A 25,110-nucleotide genomic window follows, 5' to 3' on the forward strand; every position below is an offset into this window, starting at 1 on the left:
GAGATGGCGGGGCAACGTTTCGCGTTCGCATCCCTGCCTATGCCGCCGGGTCTCGAGTGAGTGATCCGAACAAGTCTGCGTGTGCCCAGCACCACGCTTCGGATATAGGCTTGCGCTGCTGCCACGCTTCTCAAAAACGCAGGTCTACTTCAAGCCCCGCAACGCTCAGCAACGCAAGCCTGCGCACAGCCATACCGCCCCTCACGCATCTTCCGCCACCGGCTGTTCGAAGCCCGCCGCCTGGCGTTGCCATAGGCTGTCGAACACGCCGCCGCGTCCACGCAGTTCGGCCGGGCTGCCGTCTTCGACGATGCGCCCGTCCTGCAGCACCACGATGCGATCGAAGCCGATCACCGTGGACAAGCGGTGGGCCACCGCCAGTACCGTGCGGCCGCGCATCAGGTGGTCCAGTGCGGACTGGATCTCTGCCTCGGATTCGGTGTCCAGCGCGGAGGTGGCTTCGTCGAGGATCAGGATCGGGGCGTCCTTGAGGAACGCACGCGCAATGCCCAGGCGTTGCCGCTGGCCGCCCGACAGCATCACGCCGCGCTCGCCAACCAACGTGTTGTAGCCCTGCGGCAGTTCGCGGATGAAGCCATCGCAGAAGGCGTGCCGTGCCGCAGTGTGGACCTCGGCATCGCTGGCTTCCGGGCGGCCGTAGCGGATGTTGTCGGCGATGCTGCGGTTGAATAGCGCGGTTTCCTGCGGCACCACGGCAATGCGGTCGCGCAGGCTGTCCTGGCTCACGCTGCGGATGTCCTGGCCGTCGATCAACACACGGCCCGATTCCACATCGTCCAGCCGCTGGATCAAGGCGATCAGCGTGGACTTGCCGGCGCCGGATGGGCCAACAATACCTACCTTCTGCCCGGCGGGAATGTGCAGGTCCAGTGCCTCGATCACCGCCGGGCGGTCCGGGTAGGCAAAGCGCACGCCTTCAAAGCGCACGTCGCCTTCGGCCAGCGCCAGCGGTGCATCGGCATCGGGCAGGGCGTGCGGCTGCAGGATGATCTGCAAGGTATCGGCGATGGCGCCCAGCTGCTGCGTGGTGTCGACCAGGGTCAGCGCCAGGTCGCGTGAGCCGTGCAGGATGCGGAAGGTCAAGGCGCTGACCAGCACCACATCGCCGGCACTCACTGCACCGCTGCGCCAGGCGCTGATCGCCCAGATCAGCATGCCGCCCGCCATGATCGACAGGCAGATGTCGTGGATGACGCGGGCCTTTTCCACATACATCCAGCTGCGCCGGTGCGCGACCGCCTCGTGGCCGATTTCCTGCGCCAGGCGTGCGCTCTCGCGGTCGCGTGCAGCAAAGGCCTTGATCGTCCACACGTTGGACACCGCATCCACCAGCTCGCCGCCCACGCGTGCGGCCTGCGCGGCAAAGCGCTGATGCTTGGCACGGCCGCGGATGCCGAAGCCGGTGATGATTGCGGCCACCACCGCCACAAACCCAATCAAGGTGGCGGCCATGCGCCAGTCCACGGTGAACAGCACCACGATGGCGCCGATGAAGTCGACGATGGGCGGCAGGATCTTCCACGCCAGGCCGCCATAGATCTGCCCGGCGGCGGTGCCCAATGCGGTGATGCGGTTGCCCAGCGCACCGGCAAAATGCTCGGTGAAATAGCGCATCGGGTGGCCGGTGAGATGGCGGAATAGGTCCACCCGGATATCCACCACGCTGGCCACCACGGTGCGGCAACCCAGCCAGCCGCCCAACCGCCAGAACAGGTTTTCCACCGCAATCAACCCGATGAACAGGCCCAGCGGCGTCCACACATCGGCCTGGATGCGCTGATCGGTGGACATGGCATCCACCAGCAGCTTCATGCCGTACTGCACCGCGACCGCGCAGCCGGCCGCGCCGATGATCAACACCAGCAGCCCACCGAAGTGCCACGGACGTTGGCAGATGTAGTGCCACAGAAAACGTGCCGGCCTGGCCGGCAGCAACTCCGATTGCGCGGCGGCGGCGGTACTCATGTGGCGATGTCGTCCAGGGCAAACTGTGGTGCGGAGAACCCGAAGCGCACCTGTTCGTGGCGCAGCTGCGCGGCCAGTTCGGCATGCACCTCGCGCTCGCCGGCCGCATCGGCGTAGCCGAGCAGCCCGGTGGGGCAGTGACGGTTGTTCTCCCAGCCGGGGTAGTCGAGCACTGGATACAGGCACAGGCCTTCCATCGCCACACCACGCTGCAGCGCCAGCGCCACTTCGCCGCCCACGTGATCGAGCCAGCGGGCGCGGTGGTCGCCTTCGGCGCCGGTTTCTGCCACCACGATCGGGCGCTGATAGCGCTGCCAGATCTCGCCAAGCATCTCCGAGAACGGGCGGTAGTCAGGCGAATCTGCCGCGATGGTGGCCCCGCCCAGATACCACTGATTGTTGGAGTAGTAGTTCACGCCAATCATGTCCAGATACTGCGGCGCGCCGCCCAGGCCCGGCCATTGCGTGCCGCACAGCATGTCCCAGGCTTCGAACTGCGCCTGCCGCAGACGTTCGGCTTCGCGCCGTGGCCCGGGGCGGTCGTTGGACGCGGCCACATGGATCGCCGGGTCCACCTGCACGAAGCGCGCGCGCGGCTCCACGCTGCGCACCGCCTCGATCGCGGCGATGCTCGCGCGCACCAGTTGGTGCTTGAGCTCGAAGCCACGCCCGCGCGCCAGTGGATGCATGCGGCCCTGATCGCCACCGGCCCACGCCCAGTACGAGATCTCGTTGAGCGGTGCATACACCGGCACCGCATCGGTTTCGTTCTTGACGCACTGCGCCACCGCGGCGCTGAAACGCGCAAAGCGCTCCACGAATTGCGGGCGCCAGATATCCACATCATCCGGCCACCCGTAATGGCACAGGTCCCAGATCACCTGGGTGCCGGTGGCCTGCGCCGCATGCAGCATCGGCAGGAAGCTGGACCAGTCGTAGTGGCCGGGCCGCTGCTCGATCAGATGCCAGCGCAGCCCATCGCGTACGGTGCGCAAGCCATGCGCGGCCACCGCGCGGTAGTCGTTGGCCGCCCAGCGGTCGTGCCGGGTGCCGGCAATCAGATCGAGCCGGCGGCCATCGCGGCGGCGATGGGTGGAGCACTCGAAACCGGCCATGAAGAAACTGTCGAACACTGTGGGGGTATGCATCTCACATCCTGCTGCACGACGCGCGCCGGAGCCACGTCGCATCGTCAAACCAGTGGCCGGCAGCACATGGCTGCCGGCTAGCGCGGTCATGCCTCATGCGGCGAGTTCGGCGCGGCGCTTGTGCTCGGCATCTTCGATGCGCTTGTACAAGGCCAGCGCCTGCCCCACCACTTGGTCCATGTTGTAGTACTTGTAGGTGCCCAGCCGCCCAAGGAAGGTGACGTTAGGCGTTTCCGCGGCAAGCCGCTCGTAACGCCGGTACAGCTCGGCGTTTTCCGCACGCGGAATAGGGTAGTACGGGTCGCCCTCGGCAGACGGATACTCGTGGGTGATGCTGGTCTTGGGGTGCTGCTGGCCGGTGAGGTGCTTGTACTCGGTGATGCGGGTGTAGGCGACCTCCTCGGCGGGGTAGTTAACCGTGGCCACTGCCTGAAACTGCTCCTGATCCACGGTGCTGTGTTCGAACTTCAACGAGCGATACGGCAGCTTGCCGTAGCAATAGTCGAAGTACTCGTCGATGGGCCCGCAGTACACCAGCTGGTGGTAGTCGAGCTCGTCGCGGATCTCGCGGTAGTCGGTGTTGAGCATGACCTTGATGTTGGGGTGGTCGAGCATGCGTTCGAACATGCGCGTGTAGCCGTGCAGCGGCATCTGCTGGAAGGTGTCGGTGAAGTAGCGGTCGTCGTCGTTGGTGCGGGTGGGCACGCGCGAGGTCACCGACTTGTCCAGCTGCGAGGGATCCAACCCCCACTGCTTGCGCGTATAGCCACGGAAGAAGGTCTCGTACAGTTCGCGGCCCACCTGGTTGATCACCACGTCTTCGCTGGTACGGATCTCGGCCACCGGTTCGGCGCGGCTGGCCAGGAAGGCGGCGGCTTCTTCTTCGCTACGCAGCTGCAGGCCGTAGAGTGCGTTCAAGGTGGTCATGTTGATCGGGATCGGTACCTGCTGCTCGCCCACCTGCGCCAGCACGCGGTGTTCGTACGGCCGCCACTCGGTGAAGTTGGACAGGTAGTCCACGATGCGCTGCGCATTGGTGTGGAAGATGTGCGGCCCATAGCGATGGATCAGCACGCCCGCATCGTCGTGAAAGTCGTAGGCGTTGCCGCCGATGTGCGGGCGGCGGTCGACCACCAGCACGCGCTTGCCCAGGCCGGCGGCCAGGCGCTCGGCCAGCACGCTGCCGGCAAAGCCGGCGCCGACAATCAGGTAATCGAAACCACGCCGGCGGCTGCCACCGCTGCGCTCGGTGGCCAGCGGTGCGCCGCCGGAAGCCTTCAGGGTGTCCATGTGATCTTCTCCTTCATCAAATCGTAGGTGTGATCCCAGGACATATCGCCCAGCACCGCGTCGGCGCGTTCCAGCAGCTGGTCGCGGTTGGCGCTGTCCTGCAACGCGGCTGCGCAGGCGGCGATGAATGCAGATGGGGTCTCGGCGATGTGCACCACATCGGTATCGCCGTAGGTGCGCACTACATCGTGGATGGGCGTGGACACCACCGGGCAGCCGCCCGCCAGGTATTCGGGCGTCTTGGTCGGGCTGATGTAGCGCGTGGAGGCGTTCAAGGCGAACGGCATCAATGCCACGTCCCACCCGGAGAGATAGCCGGGGAGTTCGTCGTAGGTCTTGCCGCCCAGGTAATGGATGTTGCTGGCGCGCGGCAGCTCGGCCGGGTCGATCTTCACCACCGGGCCGATCATCACGAACTGCCACTGCGGGCGCTGCGCGGCAATCTCACCGAGCAACGCCACATCGAACCGCTCGTCGATCACGCCGTAGAAGCCCAGCCGTGGGTGCGGGATGTCGGCCTGATCCGGTGGGTCGTCCTGCGCAGTGCGCGCAGCGGCGAAATGCGCCACGTCTACGCTGCTCGGGAACGGGTGTGCGTTGGCGTGCAGGGCGCGCTTGGCTTCCCAGATGCTATAGCCGCCGGTGAACACCACATCGGCGCGCTGCAACAGCTCGCGTTCGCGCTGCACCAGCTCTGGCGGCGCGCCACGGAAGGCGGATAACTCGTCCATGCAGTCGTAGACCACCGTGCGTGCCTGCAGGTGATCGCTGAAGCGCAGGCTCATCGGCGTGTAGTACCACAGCACCAGATCGCGCACGCCCAGCTCGGCCAGGTAGCCATCCAGCAACTGGCGCTGCACCTGCGTGGCGGCGTCGCCTTCACAGCCGGCCGGCAGCCGCGGCACCAGCACCTGCACGCCGCCTTCTTCGCCACGCACCTGCAGCCAGGGCTCGGGCTCGTCGCAGGCGATGGGTTCTTCCCAGAACAGCAGGTTGGCGTCTTGCGCAAAGCGCGACATCAGATGTTGCGGGCGCTGGTAGACAAAACTCCAGCGCAGGTGCGACAGGCACAGCAGGGTCGGGCGTGTGGCATCGAACTGCGGTGTGGTCGCCGATGGCACGGCACGGCGGCTCTTGCCGATGTCGTATTGAAAGTGTCCAGCCCAACTCATGCAAGGTCCTCGATCGGGGGAAGGGGAATGGCGCCTCAGGCGCCGGAATGCCCGTGTGCGGGCAGCAAGGCACGCGCGGGCTCGTGACGGCGGCGACCATCGCTGGCGCCGGGCAGCAGCTTGCGCAGCGGCGCCACGCGTTCGCCCATCGGTGTGGTGGCGCGCGGGCGCACCAGGCGCGATTGCGCATAGCCTTCCGGATGCAGCGACTGCCAGCGCCAGGTATCGGCGCACATGCGCTCCAGGTCGTACTGCGCCTTCCAGCCGAGCAGGCGGTTGGCCAGCGCGGTGCTGGCGTAATACACCGCCACGTCGCCATCGCGCCGCGGTGCAAACTGCAGCGGAATGCGCCGCCCGCTGGCACGCTCGAATGCGGCGGCAACTTCCAGCACGCTATGGCCGCGGCCGGTGCCCAGGTTGACCACCAGCCCCCGGCGCTCGTGGTGCAGATATTCGATGGCATCCACATGCGCGCGCGCCAGATCCATCACGTGCAGATAGTCGCGCACGCCGGTGCCGTCAGGGGTGGGGTAATCGTCGCCGAACACCTGCAGCGCATCGCGGCGGCCCACTGCCACCTGGGCGATGTACGGCATCAGATTGTTCGGCACGCCACGCGGATCTTCGCCGAGATATCCGCTGGGATGCGCGCCCACCGGGTTGAAGTAGCGCAGCAGCGCGGCGTTGAATTGCGGCCAGGCCGCGCTCAGGTCGCCGATCATTTCTTCCATCATCAGCTTGGTGCGCCCATACGGGTTGATCGCCTTCAACGGCGCGCGTTCCTCGATCGGGCTGGTGTTCTCGTCGCCGTACACGGTGGCGGACGAACTGAACACCAGGTTGGCCACCCCGGCAGTGCGCATCGCACGCAGCAGCGCCAGCGTGCCGGTGACGTTGTTGTTGAAGTAGCGCAGCGGCTCGCGCACCGATTCACCCACCGCCTTGAGCGCGGCGAAGTGGATCACCGCCTCGATCCGCTCGCGCTGCATCAGCTCGGCAAGCTCGGGCGCACGCACGTCCATGCAATGAAACGCCGGGCGCGCGCCAATCAGGTGGGCCAGGTGATCGAGCACGCGCTCGGATGAATTACTCAGATTGTCGACGATGCAGATCTCATGTCCGCGCCGCGCCAATTCAACGCAGGTGTGGGAGCCGATGTAGCCGGTACCGCCGGTGACCAGGATTCTCATTGCTGTGGGCCTTGTGGGGGCGCGGGCGCGCGAGCTAGCCAGTGGCGCGTGCTGCGCCGGATCGCACGTCCGGGTGCGCATGTGTGATGGCCCTGATTCCCAAGGCGCACTGCTTCACCGCCGCGTGGTGCCTGCGGCAAGAAGTGGCAACGCGGAAGAGGTCATGCATCACGATCCAGTGGTGTCTACGGTATGGATCGCGCCGTTAGAAGAAACGCAACAGCAAGTATGCGCAGCGCGAGTGCGGCCTTGACCGAAAAATCACGCACGGACGTGGCTGCCAGATGCAGTGTCTGATGTGCGCGCACATGCAGTGATGCGCAAACAAAAACGCCACTCGAGCGAGTGGCGTTGTAGAACGCGGAAAAGCGTTGTGTCGGTCAGAGCGTGACCGCACCACCGGAGATGGTGAGCAAGGTGCCGGAGGTGTAGCTGGCGGTATCGGAGGCCAGCATCACGTAGGCCGATGCAAGCTCCACTGGTTGGCCGGGGCGGCCCATCGGCGTTTGCGAGCCGAAGCTTTCCACCGATTCTTCGTCCATGCCGGCGGGAATGAACGGTGTCCAGATCGGGCCCGGCAGCACCGCATTGACGCGGATCTGCTTTTCGGCCAGCACGCCGGCCAGGCCGATGGTGAGATTGGCCAGCGCACCCTTGGTTGCGCCGTAGGGAAGGATGTTCGGCGTGGGCTTCTTGGATTGCACCGAGGCGGTGTTGATGATGGAGCCACCATCCTTCATCAACGGCACCGACAAGCGCACCAGGTTGAACACTGCGTGCACATTGGTATCGAAGGTCTTGCGCCACTCGTCCAGGGTGATTTCTTCGAAGCTTTGGAAGTACTTCTGGTAGCCGGCGTTGTTGACCAGGATGTCCAGCCCGCCGAACTCGCTGTTGACCTTGTCGATCAAGGACGCAGCCTGGTTGGGGTCGCTGATGTCGCAACCCACCAGCAGTGCGCGCACGCCGGCTTTTTCGATCAACGCACCGATGCGTGATGCGTCTTCCTGCTCATCCGGCAGAAAGGCGATGGCCACATCCGCGCCTTCGCGTGCGTAAGCGATGGCGACGGCAGCGCCAATGCCGCTGTCGCCACCGGTGATCAACGCGCGCTTGCCTTTCAGTTGCCCGTGGCCCACGTAGCTGTCTTCGCCGTGATCCGGGCGCGGGTCCATCTTGTCGGTCTTGCCGGGGAAGCCTTGTTGCTGCGGCTTGAATGGCGGGCGCGGGTAGTTGGGCACGGGCATGGTGATCTCCTGACGGGGAAGGAAGCTGGACGGTCAGTGTGGCCACGCAGAAGTAAACATCGGGCATAGGCGATGTCGCCGCGATGTGTGTTGGCTACGCACACCGCCGCGCGGCACTCACTCGCTGCTGATTGCGGCGGTTCACTACGCAGTATTCATGCGTTTTTGCTGTGCTTGCTCGAATAATTTCGGCCAGAGGAGCGTACAGATGATCTTTCGTCGTCATGGTTTGTCGTTGTGTCTGCTTGGGCTGACGCTGCTGTTTATCGCCGCCCAGGTGTATGCGGGGTTGCATGCCTATAACGAGGAACTGGCACAGTTGCGGCAGGCAACCCTGACGCTGGGCCAGTACCTGCGCAGCGGGCACTTCATCTCTGCGTTGTTTGAGAACTGGGAAAGCGAATTCCTGCAGATGGGCATGTATGTGCTGCTCACCGTCAAACTGCGCCAGGTAGGCTCGGCCGAATCGCGGCCGCTCGATCCTGATGAAGAAACGAGAGAGATTGCACCGGGCCGCACCCCTTGGCTGGTGCGCAAGGGCGGCCTATGGTTGCGCCTGTACGAGCACTCGCTGGCCATCGCCTTCGGTGTGCTGTTCCTGCTGAGCTTTGTGCTGCATCTGCTGGGAAGCTGGCGGCTGGAACTGGCCGAGCGCGCGCAGCAGGGGCTGCCGCCGATCAGTTTGCTGCAGCACTTCACCGACGCCGCGTTCTGGTTCGAGTCGATGCAGAACTGGCAGAGCGAATTTTTGGCGGTGTTCTCGTTGGTGGTGCTGACCATCTGGTTGCGGCAGAAGGACTCGCCGCAATCCAAGCCGGTGGCCGCACCGCATTCCCAGACCGGTGGCTGAGGGGCGCTGCCTTCACGTAACGCTGCTGCACCTTCACCCTTCGGCAATGCGCGCGTGCCTAGCGTTGAGCACAACAAAACTGTGTCCAGAGCGGAGTGCATATGGGGACCGAACCAAAAAAACCGTGGGGTCCGGAAGACGACCAGAAGAAGCCGTTCACGCCGCAAGAGCGGCGCAACGAGGACGTCAAATGGAAAGAGCACGACATGCCCGATGAAGACCGTGACGTCAACAAGGCCGACCCGGAGCACGATTACGAACGCCCGGACGGCTCCGAACGGCGTTGACCGCCGCGCATCGGTGCAAATAATGACGCCCGCATCTTGCGGGCGTTTTTTTATGTGGCGGAAAACGCAACGCGCACGTCAGCTGATCAATGATGGTGGTAGCCCACATCCGCAGCGATCTTGCCGCGGAACACCCGGTACGACCACACGGTATAGCCCAGCACCAGCGGCAGCAGCACGATCAAGCCCACCATCGGGAAGATCTGCGATGACGGCGGCGCTGCAGCCTGCCAGATGGTGTAGCTCGGCGGCACCAGGTACGGCCACATGCCCAGCACCAGGCCGATGAAGCCCAGCACGAAGATGGCCAGGGTCAACAGGAATGGCGAGGCATGGTTGCGCGAGGTGTTGCCGGCGCGCCACAGCAGCATCGCCACCACCGCGGTGATCACCGGGATCGGCGACAGCCACCAGAAATTGCCGTGTTCGAACCAGCGCGCCATCACGTGCGAACTCAGGAACGGCAGCCACGCGCTGACCAGCACCATGAAGGCCACCACCACGCCCACCAGTGGGCGGGTGAGCTGGCGCGCCAGTTCGTGGGTGCGGCCATCGGTCTTGAGGATCAACCAGGTGCTGCCGAGCAACGCATAACCGAACACCAGCGCCACCCCGGTGAGGATGGTGAACGGGCTGAACCAACCGAACACGCCGCCGACGTAGCGGCCGTTGTCCAACGCCATGCCTTCCACCAATGCGCCCAGGATGATGCCTTGCGCAAAAGCGGTGAGCATCGAGCCGCCAATGAACGACAGCGTCCACAGCCGCCGCGAGCGATGCGCCTTGAAGCGGAATTCAAACGCCACGCCGCGAAACACCAGCGCCATCACCATCAACAGCACCGGTAGATACAGCCCGGAGAGGATCACTGCATACGCGGTAGGGAACGCCGCAAATAGCCCGGCCCCGCCAAGCACCAGCCAGGTCTCGTTGCCGTCCCAGATGGGCGCGGCGGTGTTCATCATCAGGTCCACTTCCTGCTCGTCGCGTGCGAACGGTGCCAGCATGCCCAGCCCCAGTACGAAGCCGTCCAGCACCACGTACATCAGCACGCCGAAGCCGATCACGCCGAACCACACCACCGGCAGCCAGTAACTCAAGTCCATGGCGCGTGCTCCTGTTCCAGGGATTCATCGGCCGCCGACAATGGCCGCGCAGGCGTGTGTTCGCCGCTGGCCACGTCCGGGCCATCGCCGCGCGGTTGCGGGCCGGTGCGGATCAGCTTGGCCAGGTACCAGATACCCCAGCCGAACACGAAGGCATAGCCGGCCACGTAGACCGCCAGCGACACCGCCACCATCGCGGTCGATTGCGGGCCCATCGCATCGGCCGTGCGGAGCAGCCCGTACACCACATACGGTTGGCGGCCGATCTCGGTAACGAACCACCCGGCCACCAGCGCGATGAAGCCGGCCGGTAACATGAGGTTCCAGGCAATGATCAGCGGGCGCGCGTGCAACCGCCCGCGCCACCACGCGATGGCCGAGATCCAGGCCAGCAGCAGCATGGCCATGCCCAGGCCCACCATGATGCGGAATGCGAAGAACACCGGCGCCACCGGCGGGCGCTCCTCGCGCGGCACCGAGGTGAGCGGGGCGATTTCGCCATCCAGCGAATGGGTCAGGATCAGGCTGCCTAGCCGCGGGATCGCCACTTCGTAATCGTTGCGCTCGGCATCGGCATTGGGCACGCCGAACACCACCAGCGGCACGCCATTGCCGTCGCCATCGCTGTGCCAGTGCGCTTCCATCGCCGCCACTTTCATCGGCTGGTGTTCCAGCGTGTTGAGCCCGTGCTGGTCGCCCACCAACACCTGGATCGGCAGCACGATGGCGGCAAACGCCACCGCCAGCCGCAGCATCAGCGCCGCCGCGTCCACATGCTTGCGCTTGCGCAGGTAGTACGCGCCCACGCCGCCCACCACAAAGCAGGTGGTGATGAACGAGCCCAGCGCCATATGGGTGAGCCGGTACGGGAACGACGGGTTGAAGATGATCTGGAGCCAGTCCACCGGATGCACCACGCCGTTGACCATGCGGAAGCCGCGCGGGGTGTGCAGCCAGCTGTTGGACGAGAGGATCCAGAAGGTGGACACCAACGTGCCCAGGGCCACCATGCAGGTGGCGAAAAAGTGCAGCCGCTCGGACACGCGCCCCCAGCCAAACAACATCACGCCGAGGAAGCTGGCCTCCAGAAAGAACGCGGTGAGCACTTCATAGCTGAGCAGCGGGCCGATCACCCCGCCAGCGATGCGGCTCAGCTCCGGCCAGTTGGCGCCGAACTGGAACGCCATCACGATGCCGCTGACCACGCCCATGCCGAACGACACCGCGAAGATCCGCAGCCAGAAGAAATACAGGCGCTTCCACACGTCGTCGTGGCTGCGCAGCCAGCGCCATTCCAGAAATCCCAACAGGCTGGCCAGCCCGATCGTGAAGGCGGGGAACAGCACATGGAACGAAATCACGAACGCAAACTGGATGCGAGAGAGCAGCAACGCGTCCACAGACATCTCCCTAGAGGGCGGGCTGAGCAGGCGTGCGCAGGCCAGCCGCACCGGCGCTGCTGTCTGCGACGCCGGCACAGGCCGCACGCCGCGAGCAGGCATGCCGGCCGAGCGCAGCAGGCACCGCAGTCGGCATCACGCCCGCCTGGCGCGCAGGTACGCCGCGCTGACGCAACACTGCGCGAACAGGGTCCGCGCCCTGGCCGGGCGCGACCGTGATCGGCTGCACAGATCGGCGTTCGCGCGCTGCCGGGCGCTGTCGCGCCGCGCGTTCAACCACGACGCAGATGGCGCAGGCAGCGCGGGGCCAGCCAGTCCGCCAGAACCGCGTTCATCGAGCCCGGCGTCAGGCACAACGCGTCGCGCACGGCGGCAATCGCCTGCTGGTCGGTCAGCTGGGGATGCGCATTCCAGGCATCGCAGACCGCGCGGATGGTTGCCTCCGGGATGCCGTCGAACGGGTAATAGCCAAGCTCGCCACGGCGGTGCTCGGCACGCCAGTGGGCCAGTTCCGCCTGCACATCTGCACGCGGATGCGCAGTGCGTGGCTGCGCCGAAAGTGCATTCATGGGACACCTCATCACCTGTGTCGCCTCAGTGTTGGCAGCTTGCGCGCAGCTGCACGTGAGCGGTTTCTACACATGGTGCTGACACGCGGTGCGTAATTTGTGGGTAAGTCAGTCGCCCGGGCGGGAGCCCATGAAGGGTTCAGTCCGATGCGTCACGATGCATTGGCTGCCGCTGACTCCGCTGGCATCCTTGCCGCTTCGTTCTGAATCAACCGAGCTGATCCATGGCTCCTTGCCACCGGCCGCAGATTCTCGCGGTCGCGCAGGCCCAACCCTTTGCAGTACTCGGCGCGTGTGCGGGATTGGCACGCCGACCGGGCCGGACCATGACGCTTGGCACTGGTAGAACCCGCTGTGGCCGGCGAACGTCCGAAAGCGACTTGGCGAGCTCTAGCCGCGACGGGGGCAAGCGTGGGATGGTTCCGCTGTCGGCGGGTGAAGGACCGGGGGATGACAGGCTGCGATCTTCGCGCCGTCGTCACAATTTTCAACCGAACATGTACTAGTCACTGCGGACAGAAGCGCCTATGGACCGTCTTTCCTGCGCCATCATCGACGACGACGTGGAGTTCTGCGATCAGGTGGTGGAGCTGGCCACCGATAGCGGCTTCCGCGCCAAGGGGATGCATTCGCTTGGCGAAGCCAGCCATTGGCTGGACAGCAACTTCCCCGATCTGCTGGTGGTCGACGTCGGCCTGCCGGACGGCAGCGGCTTCGACCTGATCGAGCGGCTCGACCCGGACCACACCCCGCAGATCGTGGTGGTGTCCGGCGACTACGCGCGCGAGACCCAAGGCCGTGCGCATCAGTTCGGTGTCAGCGAGTTCCTCACCAAGCCATTCGCCCCCGAGCGTCTGGAGCGGGTGCTGGGCGGGCTGCGCGAGGCGCAGCAGGGCAACCTGGGCATCGTCGGCAACAGCGACAGCATCGTGGCGTTACGCAAGGACATCGTGCGCGTGGCGCCGACCGATCTGAACGTGTTGGTGACCGGCGAAACCGGCACCGGCAAGGACCTGGTGGCGCGCGCCATCCACCGCGTGTCCGGGCGCCGCGGGCGCTTTGTGCCGGTCAACTGCGGCGCAATCCCGGAAGAACTGCTGGCCAGCCAGCTGTTCGGCCACGAGCGCGGCAGCTTCACCGGTGCCGACCGCCGCCATGCGGGCTTTTTGGAACAGGCGGCCGACGGCACGCTGTTCCTGGACGAAATCGGCGAGATGCCGATGCGCCTGCAGGTGTACCTGCTGCGGGCGATCGAGTCGCGCACCTTCATGCGCGTGGGCGGCAGCGAAGAGATCCCGTTGAATGCACGCGTGGTGGCCGCCACCCACCAGCGCGTGCAGCGCGACCAGGCGGTGCTGCGCGAGGACCTGTTCTATCGCCTCAACGAATACCCGATCCAGGTGCCGCCCTTGCGCGAGCGCCGTGGCGATGCGCGCCTGCTCGGCCTGCGCGTGATCGACGAGCTCAACGCCACTTATGGCAAGCGCAAGTTGCCCACCAAATCGCTGTTGCGCTATTTGGCCCACCACACCTGGCCGGGCAACGTGCGCGAGCTGCGCTCGTTCATCCGTTACCTGTACCTGCGCACCGATGGCGACCTGCTCGTCGCACCCGAGGTGGAGCAGACCGTGCCGCAGGCCGACGAAGACGGGCTGCTGATTCCGGCCGGCTGGACCATGCGCCAGGCCGAAGACGCCATGATCGAAGCGGCGCTGGCACGCACCCGTTACAACAAAAAGGCGGCTGCGCGCGAACTCGGCATCAGCGTGCGCACCTTGCACAACCGCCTGAGCGACAAGGACAACGCGTGAGCGATGCGGCCCACCTGCGTCGCCGCGAGCTCATGCATCAGTTGCGTAACCGGCTCAATGTGATGGGCTTCGCGCTGTATTCGCTGCGCGCCGAAACCCCTTCCAAACCGCTGGACACCCTGCGCACCGCGCACCAGTCCGCGGTGGAGCTGCTCAATCAGCTGGGCGAAGAAGAACGCGCGCTGCAGCCGCCCGCAGAAACCGCGCCGGATACGGCCGATCAGTGATGTTCGACGGGCGCGTGCTGGCTGCTGAGTAGCGCGGTGATGGTGCGCGGGTTGTAGGGCTTCATGCAGTACGACAGATGCGCATACCGCGGCGGCAGCGTGTAGCGGTCGTAGCCGGAGCAGAACGAAAACGGCACGCCACGCGCCAGCAACGCATCGGCCACCGGGAACACCGCCTGGCCGCGCACATTGACATCCAGCAGGGCGCCATCGATGCCGATCCCCGATGTCACCAGTGACAGTGCTTCGGGCACGTTGCCCACCGGCCCCACCACCTTGGCACCGGCCTCGGCCAATAGATCGTTGAGCGATTCGGCCAGCAAATAATCGTCCTCGACCACCAGGATGCGGCGGCCGCGCAGGGGGCTGTCGTGCATGGGATGACTCCGGTAAGACACAAGGTGTAGAGAGTCGCGCAGCGCATGATGTACGCAACGTCGGTTAACGGTATGCGTAAGCGGGCGCGTCAGACCTGCACATGCAGCGGCCAGAAGCGGGGTGTCATGGCAGGCGATGCCGGTTTGCGCGATCATCTACGTTCTATGGCGGCCAGTTGTCGCTGGCTGATGCGACTCTCATGACCGATACCTCCCTCCGCAGCGACGTCCACAGCGACGCCGCTGTGCATTCCTCCCTTTTTATTCTAGGCGTTGGCGCCACCGGGCTGGATGCCACGCGGCTGGCCGAGCTGCTGGAGACTATCGGCAACGGGGCCAACCTGGCGGTGATGCTGCTGCTGCGCGACCGCGCGCTGCTGGATGAAGCGCGGCTGCGCGACCTGCTTGGCTCCCAATCCCAGCAACTGGTGGCGCCGTGTGACGGCGACCGCTTGCAGCCAGGCCGGTTTTATCTACCGCCGGCCGATACCCTGGTCACGCTGGAAGAAGGCTGCCTGCGTCTGCGCCCGCTGGATGGCGAAAGCGACCATGGCCTGATCGACAGCTTTTTCGTCTCGATGGCGCACGACCAGGACGGCAACGTCATCGGCCTGATCATGGGCCGCGTGGATGGCGACGGCACGTTGGGCACGGCGGCGATCAAGGAATGCGGTGGGCTGGCGCTGGTGGTGGACGATCCATCGCTGCATGGGGTGGACCTGCATAGCGCCAGCAGCCCGGCCGCATTGTCCGACGATATCCTGCCGCTGCCGCGCGTGGCCGCACGCATCTCCGCGCACATGCAACGGCATCACGGTGTTGCGCATGCCGTGCCGGAAGGCGTGCGCAGCGTCGCGGAGAGCAATCAGCTCAGTCAGGTCGCCGGTATCCTGCGCAACACCACCGGGCACGATTTCCACGGCTACAAGCGCGCCACCTTCCTGCGCCGGGTGCAGCGACGCATGCAGGTGGTGCAGGTCGATACCCTGGACCAGTACCTGGATGTACTGCGCAGCCGCCAGGACGAGCCGTTGCTGCTGTTCAACGATTTGCTGATCGGGGTGACCCAGTTCTTCCGCGACCGCCGCGAGTTCGAGTTCCTGGAGCAGCAGGTGATTCCGCGGCTATTCCAGGGCAAGCAGAATGGCGACAACCTGCGCGTCTGGGTGCTGGGGTGTTCCACCGGGGAAGAGGCGTATTCGCTGGCGATGCTGCTGCGCGAACATGCCGAGACGCTGGAGTCGGTGCCGCAGATCCAGATCTTCGCCAGCGACATCGATGGCCGCGCGCTGGCCACCGCACGCGTGGGGCGCTATTCGTCCAGCATCGTGGGCGAAGTGGCGCCGGAGCGCCTCAAGCGCTGGTTCACCAAGGAAGGCGACACCTACGCGGTGAGCAAGGAATTGCGCGAGCTGTGCGTGTTTTCCCAGCACAGCATCGTCAAGGACCCGCCGTTCTCGCGGCTGGATCTGGTGTCGTGCCGCAACTTGCTGATCTATCTGGATGCCGAACTGCAGAACCGGGTGATCCCGCTGTTCCATTTTGCGTTGAAGCCGGGCGGCTACCTGTTCCTGGGCAATGCGGAAAACGTCTCGCGCCATGCCAAGTTGTTTGCACCGGTGGAGCGCAGCTTCCGCGTGTTCCAGAAGATCGATGCCGAGACGCGGCTGCATTCCACCTTTCCGTCATTGCCGCCGGCGCGCCCGGGCAAGGTGCCGGCGCCGGTGCAGCGCTTGCGTTCGTCCAGCCAGGCGCTGGTGCGTGCGGGCGAGCGCATCGCCGACCGCTACGCGCCTGCGTACGCGGTGTTGGACGAGCACTTCGATGTGATGCATTTCTCCTCGCAGGCCGGGCGCTTCGTGCGCCCCGGCAGTGGCCCGCCCAGCCTCAACCTGCTCAACCTGGTGCACCGCGACCTGCGCCTGGAACTGCGCGGGGCGTTGAGCCGGGCGGAGTCGGAGAATGCGCCGGTGCAGGTCAAGGGCATCCAGATGCGTGGTGACGGGGTCACCTGGGCGGTGGACATCTTCGTGGAACCCACCTCCCATTCGGAGGTGCCGCGTGGCTATGTGGTGCTGTTCCAGGAAGTGGAATCGCGCGAGCTGGCCGAACCGGCCGCACGCGCGCCTGCCTCCGACAACGAGCACGTGCAGGTGCTGGAGAACGAGCTGCGCATCACCCGCGAACGCTTGCAGGCGATGATCGAGGAGCTGGAGAGCACCAACGAGGAGCTCAAGTCCTCCAACGAGGAATACCAGTCGCTCAACGAAGAGCTGCAAAGCGCCAATGAAGAGCTGGAGACCTCCAAGGAAGAGCTGCAGTCGGTCAACGAGGAAGTCACTACCGTCAACGGCGAGCTGGCGCATCGCGTGCAGGAGCTGGCGCATGCCAACAGCGATCTGAAGAACCTGCTGGAAAGCACCCAGATCGCCACGGTGTTTCTGGACAACGAACTGCGCGTGACCAACTTCACCCCGGCCGTCACCGACATCGTGCCGCTGGTGGAAAGCGATATCCATCGCCCGATCAGCCACATCAAGATGCGCGTGGCCTACGAGGAATTGCAGGACGATGTGCGCCGGGTGATCCGCACGCTGGCGGTGCTCGACCGCGAGGTGGAAAACCCCACCACGCGCGCACGCTACATGGTGCGCGTGCTGCCGTACCGCACGGTGGACAACTTCATCGGCGGGGCGGTGATCACCTTCATGGATGTCACCCCGCTGACCCGTGCCGAAGATGCGCTGCGCGGTAGCGAGCAACGCCTGCGCACCTTGATGGAGGGTATTCCGCAGCTGGTGTGGCGCTCGCTCGATGGCGGCCGCTGGACCTGGTCCAGCCCGCAATGGTCGGCCTACACCGGCCAGACCGATCAGGAAAGCCGCGAGCTGGGTTGGCTGGAAGCGGTGCACCCGGACGATCGCGAACTCACCATGGATGCCTGGCGCGACTGCCCGGCCAGTGGCGGGCTGGATGTGGAGCACCGGCTCTACAACGCGGCCGAGCGCGGCTACCGCTGGTTCCATACCCGCAGCGCGCCGGTGCGCAACGACGATGGGCATGTGCTGGAATGGCTGGGCACCTCCACCAAGTCGGATAACCTGCGCCGCCTGCAGGAAGAGCAGCGCGTGCTGGTGACCGAGCTGCAGCACCGCACCCGTAACCTCATCACCGTGGTGCAGTCGGTGGCGACGCAGACCATGCAGAGCAGCGGCACCATGGACGAGTTCGCCGGCAAGTTCGAAGACCGGCTGGCCGCGCTCTCGCGTGTGCAGGGGCTGCTCTCGCAGGCAGAGAATGCGCCGGCCACCATCGGCGCGTTGTTGCGCATGGAGCTGGATGCGCTCGGTGCCGAGCCCGATCAGCGCCGCATCATCCTCGACGGGCCGGACGTGGCCTTGCGCAAATCCACCGTGCAGACCCTGGCATTGGCGCTGCACGAACTGGCCACCAACGCACGCAAGTACGGTGCGCTGGCGGTGGACACCGGCACGCTGACCATCCGTTGGCGGGTGGAGACCAGCGAGAACGCGCCGGCACGGCTGGTGTTGTCGTGGGTGGAAGAGGGCGCCGGCCTGCAGCTGCGCTCGAACCGCGCCGACGAGGGCGGTTTCGGCAGGCGCCTGATCGAAAAGGCGTTGCCCTACAGCCACGGCGCGCAGACCCGCTACGAGCTCAGCGACACGCGATTGGAATGCGAGATCCAGCTGCCGCTGACGTCGGTAGACGACTGAGGGCAGCGCCCCACGTTGCTGGGGCGAAGGGATGCGGGTTTGGTGTCGCGTCCCTGCAGGGCGGCGGCGCTGCGTGTAAGTCACATCGCGCGCAAGCGCGCTCCTACGCTGTGCGTTGCATTGGCGTCGCTGGCGGCAATGCAGCAGGCGTGGCGAAGGCGCGGTTCCGCGTCTTGTTCCGCGTTGCCGGCGGTGAAAGGGGCAAGCGCAGCTGTGCGGCGCGGTTGCCAATGCTGCGCCCAGACGTGCCGCAGTGCGCCGCTCCCGCAGTCTTGCCCTTCCACGGCGCCTGGCCGCCGTTGGCAGCAAGAAAAATAATGCGAGGACAGTGCCGCGGCGCAGTGCGTGTCATTGCGCTGCGTCACGTGCACGTTGTTTCAGCACGCATGCAGCGCGTCGGTCTACCAATCAGCGTGATTGTCGGCGTGGGTGGCGACAGCCAGTGCCGGTGAATGTGCGATGCATCGCCTGAGTCTGCTCGATCGTCTTGCTGCGGACCCGTCGCACTGGCGTGCATGCGCTGCGCATCTCTTGCACACGTAGAGATGCGTCCGCAACACAGCTTCAAACGTTGATGCAGATGCGCTCGCTGGCTACACCACAGGCGTTTCCATACGCCTGCGTTATGGAAAATCTTGCGCGCCGATGCAGTTCTTGCGGCGTGATGTGAGAAATTTTTGAAGACGGCGTCCTGGCGGCCTTGGCATGACTACATTGCGCAGGCATGCGGTCGTCAAATAGTTGGCGCGCTATTTGCGTAGCTGTGTGTGTCACCGCGATTCGCACAGTGGAGCAGTCATGATTACGCGCATTCTTCAGTTGTCCGCCAGGGTGGCGAGCAACGCATGGGTCGAGGTCGGCGTGGGTGCCGATGCCGACATTCTGGTCGCCGACCGCGGCGGTAAGCGCGAGGAGCGTGCCACCTTCGGCCGCCGTGCGCCCGGTCAGCAACGCTCGCTGCACATGCAGGAGCCAAGCTGGCTGGGCGGTGTGGATCTGGCGATCTGGGAAACCCAGCGCTGCGCGATTCCGTTATGCGGGTTCGTGTGCACCGCCTCGGTGGATGGCAATACAGCGGCCACCTGGTTGAGCCCGGACAACCGCGCGCTGTACGCGGCCGGGCTGCGCAATGTGATGGATATCGGCGGCCGCCTGCAGATGGGGTTCTCGTTGCTGGTGGCCTCGTCGTCCAGCATGCCCACGCACCGGCCGTTGTGTATCGATGGCGATGTTGCGCAGTGGTTGCAGCTCAGCGGCCACGAGGCAATGCGTCGTCTCAGCCCTTGGCGCCTGGAGCGTTGCGCTGCAGCGGCCGGCGTGCGCCCCGAATGGGCAGCGGAAGGACGCCCGGCGCCGCTGTTGCGCGCTTGATCACCTGCGCACCAGGCGCGTAGCAGAGCACATGAAGAAGGGGCGCGCTGCGCCCCTTGGTGTTTCTGCGAAACCGATACAACGATGCCGAGTGGGCAGCGATGTCGTCCCGACATGACCGAAGTCAGGTGTCGTCGCCTTCGCCATCACTATCTGCGCGGGCACGTTGCTGGGCTTGCTGATGGTCCTGCTTGCCATACGTGCCGCTCTGGCCAAAGTTGGGTTGGGTCTGGCCGTCGCGCTCGGCATGCCCGTCCGGCTCGCCTTCGCCGAGCCCACCGCCGTGGCCATGCCCTCGCGGGTAATAGGCTTGCGGCTGGCCATTCTGCGGTGGTGCGGCATCAGCGGTGGCAGCGGCAGAAGGATCCTGCCGGCCACGGCCGTCGACGGACGCATCGCCGCCGTCGCCGCGGTACGCCGACTGGCGTTCGTCGTGGGTCTCCAGTTTGGGCTTGTCGTTCATGGCAACTCCTGTGTCGTGCGGTGAGCAAAAACGCCCGGGCCGCGAACGGCCCGGGCAGTCATGCGCGGTTGCGCGGTGGGATCAGCGCTGGATATCACCGGTCGTGGAACCGGCGCCCGGGCCGGCGCCAAGGTCTGCGCCAGTGACGCGGTCCAGCTCCGGGTTGGACAGCAGGCGCAGCGACATCGCATCGAGCGCCTTGGTCTGGGTGGCATCAAGCGCCACCGTGGCCAGGCCGTCGCCGCCATCCACTGCGGCCTGCTGCTCGCGGTCGGCAATGACTTCCCACTGCTCGCCGGCATTCCACGGGCCGACCATGTCGCCTTCGCCCTGCGACATGTTGTAGTACTTGTCGGTGAAGTGCGGGTCGCCTGGCAGCTTGCCCGGCGGGAAGTTGGGTTCGATCGAATACAGCGCCTTCTCGAACGACTTCTGATGCGCCACTTCACGCGTCATCAAAAAGCGCAGTGCATCCACAATGCCCGGATCGTTGGTCACATTGATCAGGCGCTCGTAGACCAGCTTGGCGCGTGCCTCGGCTGCGATGTTCGAGCGCATGTCGGCGGTGGGGCAGCCGATGGAATCCACGTACGCGGCCGTCCACGGCACGCCGGCCGAATTGACCAGCGCAGGGCCACCACCGTAGAGAATCTGCTGCGTATGGCTGGTGCTGTTCTGGGTCATGTTGCGCATCTCCATGGCTTCTTCCATGCCTTCGGAGAGCACCGCCTTCGGGCCCTTGTTGAGCATCGCAATGATCGAGCCGATGATTTCCAGGTGGCTCAATTCTTCGGTTGCGATATCGAACAAAAGATCCTTGCGGCCCGGATCGTCCTCGCCCAACGCCTGGGTGAAGTAGCGCATGGCCGCAGCCAGCTCGCCTTGCGGTCCGCCAAACTGCTCGAGCATCAGCGTGGCCAGATCCGGATTCGGCTCGGCAACGCGAACGGTGTACATCAAACGCTTGTTATGCATGAACATGGGTTTCGCTCCATGACTGGCGCCAGGCAACAACTGCCACTGCAAGAGCGGACAGGACGCGGGGCTGGCTTGCGGAGGGAGACCTGCTGGGGGTCAGCAGGAAACGCGGGGCGGGCAGGGCCGCCCCGCGCGGAACATCAGGCCGCCTTGCTGGCCTGGGATGCTTTCTGGTTGCCGCCCTGTTCGGCGAGCAGGGTGAGCTTTTCGTCGGTGGCTTTTTCTTCTTCCAGCGTTTCCAGCAGCAGCTTCAACGCATCGGCATAGCCGAGCTGCTTGGCGAGCGCGGCAATGGTGCCGTACGAGGCAATCTCGTAATGCTCCACCTTCTGCGCGCCGCCGATCAGGGCCGCATCGCGCACCGGGCCGGCTTCGATCGAGTCGATGACCTCACGGCTCTCTTCGACCAGGCCTTCCATCGCCGCGCACTTGATGCGCTTGAGCTTGATGCTGAGCAGTTCAACCACCTGGTCGATACGTTCGACCTGGCCCTGGGTTTCTTCCAGATGCGTTTCGAAGGCCTGCTTGAGCTTGGGCTCGGTCGCGGCGCGGGCCAGACGCGGCAACGCCTTGGTCAGTTGCTTCTCGGCGCTGTAGATGTCGGACAGTTCGTGGACAAACAATTCTTCAACGGTTTTGATCGCCATGAGTGGCTCCTTTCGGGGTGGACTAAGGGGATGGGTGGGTCAACGCTTGGCAGTGACGCCTTCCAGTTGTTCGCGTTCAAGAAACGCGACGACGATGGCTTCCTGGTGCTCGATCAACCATTCGGCCATCTCGATTTCCTGTTGCAGGATGTCTTCGCAGATCTGCGCAACCTGCTGCTCGCCGGCAATGCGTGCGGCAACCACCAGAGCGCGGTACGAGGCGATTTCCATATGCTCGAAGGCATAGCTGATGCCAACGCCCTTGGTGACCTCATCGGTCATCATCGAGTTGCCGGCCGCATGCATGCTGGCCATCAGGCTGCTCAGCATGCCCTTGGCCGTGGGGATGCTGCCGTTGAGCAATTCGAGGCAACGCTGCACGCCTGCCGACTGCTGCTGGGTTTCCTGCACGTGCTGCTCGATGCGGCGTTTGAGTTCGGGGTAGTGCTCAATGCGCGATGCCATGGCGGCCATCATGGTTTCGGCCTCTTTTTCCATGGCGTATGCATCCTGCAGCCACTTCACCAAGCGTTCCCTGGATTGCATCGTCGTCATCGTTGGATCTCTGCGGTCATGTCGTTGCGTGGTGCCTACGCTAATCAGCCGAGTGTTAGGACGATTGGTGCATGCGGTGAACCCGGTGCGATGGCGGCCTGTTCAGTCCGCGCAATGCGATGGGGCCCATCGATGCATCACGCCGGTTCGATCGACGCAGAGCGCGCCAACGCCGCGTGGAAGCCGTCTTGCAGAATCGTGCGCGCGCAGGTTTCGCGCACGTCGGTTTCGGCGGTGGCGCAATCGCGCGGCACGCTCACAGCGAACCCATGCGCAGCGGCATCGATGGCGGTCGCCAGCACGCAGACATCCAGCGCCACGCCGGTGATGACCAGGTGCTCCACCTGCAGGTCCTTCAGCAGCGGCGCCAGCGGCGTGTTCAAGAACGCCGAGTGCTTGGGCTTGAGCAACTGGTAATCCTGCGGATACGGTGTGAGCAGGCGGGCGATCTCGCAGCCACGCGCATCCGCCTGCGAGGCCAGTGCGATCAACGCGGGAAGGTCTGCATGCCAGTCGGCGAAGTTGTCATTGGCGTAGAGCACCGGCCGTTGTGCCTGCCGGTAACGCTGGGCCAGTGCATCGATGCTGCGCGCGGCGCCTTGCGCGCGATGGGCGAGTTGCTCGCCCCCATCGAAATCGAAGCGGTTGAACATGTCCACGATCAACAGGGCAGAGCGCTGCGTGCTCATGAGCGTGCTCTGACGGCAAGGTCCACCATGCCCGGCCGACGTATGCGCCTGTTGCAGGGGTGCGCAGGTGGCGGGGCGGGGCATGGCCATGGGGCACGGCGACCGCGGGTCAGTGCGCTGGCAGAGAAGAATGTCGGCATGCAAGCCTCCTCGTCAGTGGTCACGCACGAGGCTAAGCACGCTGCGTACAGCGGCAATGAACGCGGCGTCGACGCGGCGTCTGCACCGGCCTGCTCGCCGGTGCGCTACAACAGAGCTTCCTGCACAACGGACCACCGCAATGACGCCACTGGATAAACCCCTGCGCCGTGAACTGCGCATCGGCGAGCAGACCTACACGCTGACCATCGACCCGGACACGCTCAAGCTGGTGGAGAAGGGCAAGCGCAAGGGCGTGGTGCTGCGCTGGGAAGACCTGGTCAGCGGCGATGCGGCCTTGGCCAGTGCCCTGCAGGCGTCGCTGCAGGGCTAAGTGGCGTTAGAGCAGCGATCACAACGACTGCGCAGCCGCCAGGCGGGCGCGGCCGCTGCTCGGGATCGGCGTGTGCCCCCGTACACTCCAGTTACTCCACGCTGTCCGCACCCACCTGACGACTGCTCGCTACGTGTTGTTAGCGGCTCTAAGTGGCGTTAGAGCAGCTATCAAAACGACTACACAGCCGCCAAGCGGACGCGGCCGCTGCGCGGGATCGGCATGTACCCCCGTACACGCCAGTTACTCCGCGTTGTCGGCACCTACCTGACGACTGCTCGCTATGTTTTGTTAGCAGCTCTTAGGCAAACAGACGCGCCAGTTCGCGTACCGCCGCTTCCGATGCGGCGCGGTCCGGCGCGCCATCGGCGTTGTTGTAGTCGTTGGGGCCTTGCGACTGCACCAGGATGCCATCGCGACGCGGCACCACGTTGAGATTGTGGCCGCGCCACACCAGCCCATAGGTGACCTCCGGTTGCGGAATCAGCCGCGCGGTCTGCCCACGAATCGGAATGACGCTTTCATCGCCCAGCAGCGCACGCGCGCCGTAGCCGGTGGCATTGATCACGCACTTCTCGCGCAGGTCGGCGAACTGGCGCGGGCTGTCGAAGCTGCGCGTGTGCAGCTCGCCGCCGGCAAGCAGAAAATCATCCATCAGCAAGCGTGCGTAGGTGCTCAGGTTGAAAGTGAGCTGGCTGTAACGGCGCACGAACGGCACCGGGAACGGATGCGCGCCGGCGGCCACCGGTTCGGAGTGCGGCCCCAGGTCGCCGAGCAGGTCGCGTTCCAGCGGTGGATAGTCCGGCTCGTGCGCTTCGGGCGAGGCGATGCGTTGGTCGAACGGCACGTCCGACAAGGCATAACCATCGCGCCATTCGATCGGCTCGCCCGGCAGGCCGAGCAGGGTCTGGTAGCGCCGGAACGAGATGCGCGCCATCTCCTCCCAGCGGGTGCGGAAGGCCGCGGTGGCCTCGGCGCTGGTGCACACGCGCGAGTCCGGCGACCACACGCCGGTGGCATAGAACGAGCGCACATCCGGCAGCTGCTCGCGTGCGTAGATGCGCACGCGCAGGCCGGCGCGTTGCGCTACCAGCGCGGTGGTCAGGCCGATCGCACCGCAGCCGATCACTGCCAGTTCGCGCACATCGACATCGGCGCTGCGCACCAACCGCAAGGCGTGCTCGGCCGCACCCCACGACAACGACCAGCCGCTGCCACCATGGCCGTAGTTGTGCACCACGGTCTTGCGGCCGATGCGCTCGGCTTCGATCCGTGGCCCCTGCGCGCGGAACGGGCGGGTGCAGCCATTCACCGCAATGATGCGATCGACCGATGCGCGGATCGGCGCCAGCGGCGGCGTGGCAGCGAACCCGACCGGCTGCGCGGCAGGCGCTGGCGCCACGCCAGGGGCCGATGGCATCACCAAGGCGTTGCGGCTGGTACGCGTTGCCGCCCAGCCACCGCTGGATGCGAGCGCGAGCACGGCGGCGCTGCCTTGCAGGAAATGACGACGATGCATGTGGCTCCCGGTGCAGTGGACG

Annotated in this window: 23 protein-coding genes and 2 other RNA genes; 9 read left to right on the top strand and 16 right to left on the bottom strand. The window is 65.3% G+C overall.

Features of this window, described 5'->3' with window-relative positions; genetic code table 11:
• Positions 1–201: 201 nt before the first annotated feature.
• The 6 genes from ACD584_RS03180 to ACD584_RS03205 form a co-directional block, all read right to left on the bottom strand.
• Positions 202–1,986, bottom strand: a complete 1,785-nt coding sequence (locus tag ACD584_RS03180) for an ABC transporter ATP-binding protein (RefSeq protein WP_076036521.1) — start codon at positions 1,984–1,986, stop codon at positions 202–204.
• The gene (locus ACD584_RS03185) at positions 1,983–3,134 is read right to left on the bottom strand and encodes a beta-glucosidase (RefSeq protein WP_040941897.1); all 1,152 of its coding nucleotides are present in this window, start codon (positions 3,132–3,134) and stop codon (positions 1,983–1,985) included. The genes ACD584_RS03180 and ACD584_RS03185 overlap by 4 nt, the downstream gene beginning before the upstream one ends.
• Before the next feature lie 93 nt (positions 3,135–3,227).
• On the bottom strand, positions 3,228–4,424 hold the full coding sequence (gene glf / locus ACD584_RS03190; protein WP_076036520.1) for a UDP-galactopyranose mutase: 1,197 nt from the start codon (positions 4,422–4,424) through the stop codon (positions 3,228–3,230).
• Positions 4,412–5,596: a glycosyltransferase family 1 protein gene (locus ACD584_RS03195; protein WP_076036519.1), complete on the bottom strand. Its 1,185-nt coding sequence runs from the start codon at positions 5,594–5,596 to the stop codon at positions 4,412–4,414. Before ACD584_RS03195 ends, glf begins: the two co-directional genes overlap by 13 nt.
• A gap of 35 nt (positions 5,597–5,631) precedes the next feature.
• Positions 5,632–6,786: a UDP-glucose 4-epimerase GalE gene (gene galE / locus ACD584_RS03200; RefSeq protein WP_076036518.1), complete on the bottom strand. Its 1,155-nt coding sequence runs from the start codon at positions 6,784–6,786 to the stop codon at positions 5,632–5,634.
• Between the two features lie 380 nt (positions 6,787–7,166).
• Entirely contained in the window at positions 7,167–8,033 is an 867-nt protein-coding gene (locus ACD584_RS03205) for a glucose 1-dehydrogenase (protein ID WP_011038778.1), read from the bottom strand.
• 208 nt (positions 8,034–8,241) lie between these two features.
• Between ACD584_RS03205 and ACD584_RS03210 the strand changes: the two genes are divergently transcribed.
• A complete protein-coding gene (locus tag ACD584_RS03210) occupies positions 8,242–8,883 on the top strand; it encodes a DUF6766 family protein (protein ID WP_076036517.1) in 642 nt (213 codons plus the stop codon).
• Positions 8,884–8,984: 101 nt separating this feature from the next.
• Positions 8,985–9,170, top strand: coding sequence for a hypothetical protein (locus ACD584_RS03215; RefSeq protein ID WP_012439371.1), 186 nt, complete (start codon positions 8,985–8,987; stop codon positions 9,168–9,170).
• Positions 9,171–9,256: 86 nt separating this feature from the next.
• Here the strand turns inward: ACD584_RS03215 and cydB are convergent, their stop codons facing one another.
• The 3 genes from cydB to ACD584_RS03230 all read right to left on the bottom strand — a co-directional run bounded on the left by cydB (position 9,257) and on the right by ACD584_RS03230 (position 12,245).
• Positions 9,257–10,276: a cytochrome d ubiquinol oxidase subunit II gene (gene cydB / locus ACD584_RS03220; protein WP_076036516.1), complete on the bottom strand. Its 1,020-nt coding sequence runs from the start codon at positions 10,274–10,276 to the stop codon at positions 9,257–9,259.
• On the bottom strand, positions 10,267–11,676 hold the full coding sequence (locus tag ACD584_RS03225; protein WP_076037802.1) for a cytochrome ubiquinol oxidase subunit I: 1,410 nt from the start codon (positions 11,674–11,676) through the stop codon (positions 10,267–10,269). The genes cydB and ACD584_RS03225 overlap by 10 nt, the downstream gene beginning before the upstream one ends.
• Before the next feature lie 272 nt (positions 11,677–11,948).
• Positions 11,949–12,245, bottom strand: a complete 297-nt coding sequence (locus tag ACD584_RS03230; RefSeq protein ID WP_016945154.1) for a hypothetical protein — start codon at positions 12,243–12,245, stop codon at positions 11,949–11,951.
• A 527-nt stretch (positions 12,246–12,772) separates the two neighbouring features.
• On the opposite strand from ACD584_RS03230, the gene ACD584_RS03235 reads away from it, so the two are divergent.
• Both ACD584_RS03235 and ACD584_RS03240 read left to right on the top strand, forming a co-directional pair.
• Positions 12,773–14,056, top strand: coding sequence for a sigma-54 dependent transcriptional regulator (locus ACD584_RS03235; RefSeq protein WP_014506450.1), 1,284 nt, complete (start codon positions 12,773–12,775; stop codon positions 14,054–14,056).
• A gap of 32 nt (positions 14,057–14,088) precedes the next feature.
• A complete protein-coding gene (locus tag ACD584_RS03240; protein WP_075272345.1) occupies positions 14,089–14,283 on the top strand; it encodes a hypothetical protein in 195 nt (64 codons plus the stop codon).
• Here the strand turns inward: ACD584_RS03240 and ACD584_RS03245 are convergent.
• Positions 14,277–14,660 (bottom strand): response regulator, encoded by a 384-nt coding sequence (locus ACD584_RS03245; RefSeq protein WP_076036514.1) that lies wholly within the window; start codon positions 14,658–14,660, stop codon positions 14,277–14,279. The genes ACD584_RS03240 and ACD584_RS03245 overlap by 7 nt on opposite strands.
• Positions 14,661–14,860: 200 nt before the next feature.
• On the opposite strand from ACD584_RS03245, the gene ACD584_RS03250 reads away from it, so the two are divergent.
• Entirely contained in the window at positions 14,861–18,394 is a 3,534-nt protein-coding gene (locus ACD584_RS03250; protein ID WP_076036513.1) for a CheR family methyltransferase, read from the top strand.
• A gap of 798 nt (positions 18,395–19,192) precedes the next feature.
• A complete protein-coding gene (locus ACD584_RS03255; RefSeq protein WP_011038768.1) occupies positions 19,193–19,765 on the top strand; it encodes a hypothetical protein in 573 nt (190 codons plus the stop codon).
• 124 nt (positions 19,766–19,889) lie between these two features.
• Here ACD584_RS03255 and ACD584_RS03260 read toward each other — a convergent pair whose 3' ends face one another.
• The 5 genes from ACD584_RS03260 to ACD584_RS03280 all read right to left on the bottom strand — a co-directional run bounded on the left by ACD584_RS03260 (position 19,890) and on the right by ACD584_RS03280 (position 23,097).
• Positions 19,890–20,228, bottom strand: coding sequence for a hypothetical protein (locus ACD584_RS03260; RefSeq protein WP_076036512.1), 339 nt, complete (start codon positions 20,226–20,228; stop codon positions 19,890–19,892).
• 81 nt (positions 20,229–20,309) lie between these two features.
• Positions 20,310–21,209 (bottom strand): manganese catalase family protein, encoded by a 900-nt coding sequence (locus ACD584_RS03265; RefSeq protein WP_076036511.1) that lies wholly within the window; start codon positions 21,207–21,209, stop codon positions 20,310–20,312.
• 137 nt (positions 21,210–21,346) lie between these two features.
• Positions 21,347–21,853 carry a ferritin-like domain-containing protein gene (locus ACD584_RS03270; RefSeq protein ID WP_011038765.1) on the bottom strand — a complete coding sequence of 169 codons (507 nt, stop codon included), beginning with the start codon at positions 21,851–21,853 and terminating at the stop codon, positions 21,347–21,349.
• Between the two features lie 39 nt (positions 21,854–21,892).
• Positions 21,893–22,408, bottom strand: a complete 516-nt coding sequence (locus ACD584_RS03275) for a ferritin-like domain-containing protein (protein ID WP_076036510.1) — start codon at positions 22,406–22,408, stop codon at positions 21,893–21,895.
• A 137-nt stretch (positions 22,409–22,545) separates the two neighbouring features.
• A complete protein-coding gene (locus ACD584_RS03280) occupies positions 22,546–23,097 on the bottom strand; it encodes an isochorismatase family cysteine hydrolase (RefSeq protein ID WP_014506458.1) in 552 nt (183 codons plus the stop codon).
• Between the two features lie 280 nt (positions 23,098–23,377).
• Here ACD584_RS03280 and ACD584_RS03285 point away from each other — a divergent pair, with 280 nt between their 5' ends.
• The 3 genes from ACD584_RS03285 to ACD584_RS03295 all read left to right on the top strand — a co-directional run bounded on the left by ACD584_RS03285 (position 23,378) and on the right by ACD584_RS03295 (position 23,866).
• Entirely contained in the window at positions 23,378–23,569 is a 192-nt protein-coding gene (locus ACD584_RS03285) for a hypothetical protein (RefSeq protein WP_014506459.1), read from the top strand.
• 70 nt (positions 23,570–23,639) lie between these two features.
• A non-coding RNA gene (locus tag ACD584_RS03290) (sX9 sRNA) lies at positions 23,640–23,714 on the top strand.
• Positions 23,715–23,791: 77 nt separating this feature from the next.
• Positions 23,792–23,866, top strand: a non-coding RNA gene (locus ACD584_RS03295) — sX9 sRNA.
• 4 nt (positions 23,867–23,870) lie between these two features.
• On the opposite strand, the gene ACD584_RS03300 is transcribed toward ACD584_RS03295, so the two are convergent.
• Positions 23,871–25,088, bottom strand: a complete 1,218-nt coding sequence (locus ACD584_RS03300) for an FAD-dependent oxidoreductase (protein WP_076036508.1) — start codon at positions 25,086–25,088, stop codon at positions 23,871–23,873.
• Positions 25,089–25,110: the final 22 nt, after the last annotated feature.

Source organism: Xanthomonas sp. NCPPB 2922 (genome assembly GCF_041520885.1).
Taxonomy (GTDB): domain Bacteria; phylum Pseudomonadota; class Gammaproteobacteria; order Xanthomonadales; family Xanthomonadaceae; genus Xanthomonas; species Xanthomonas campestris.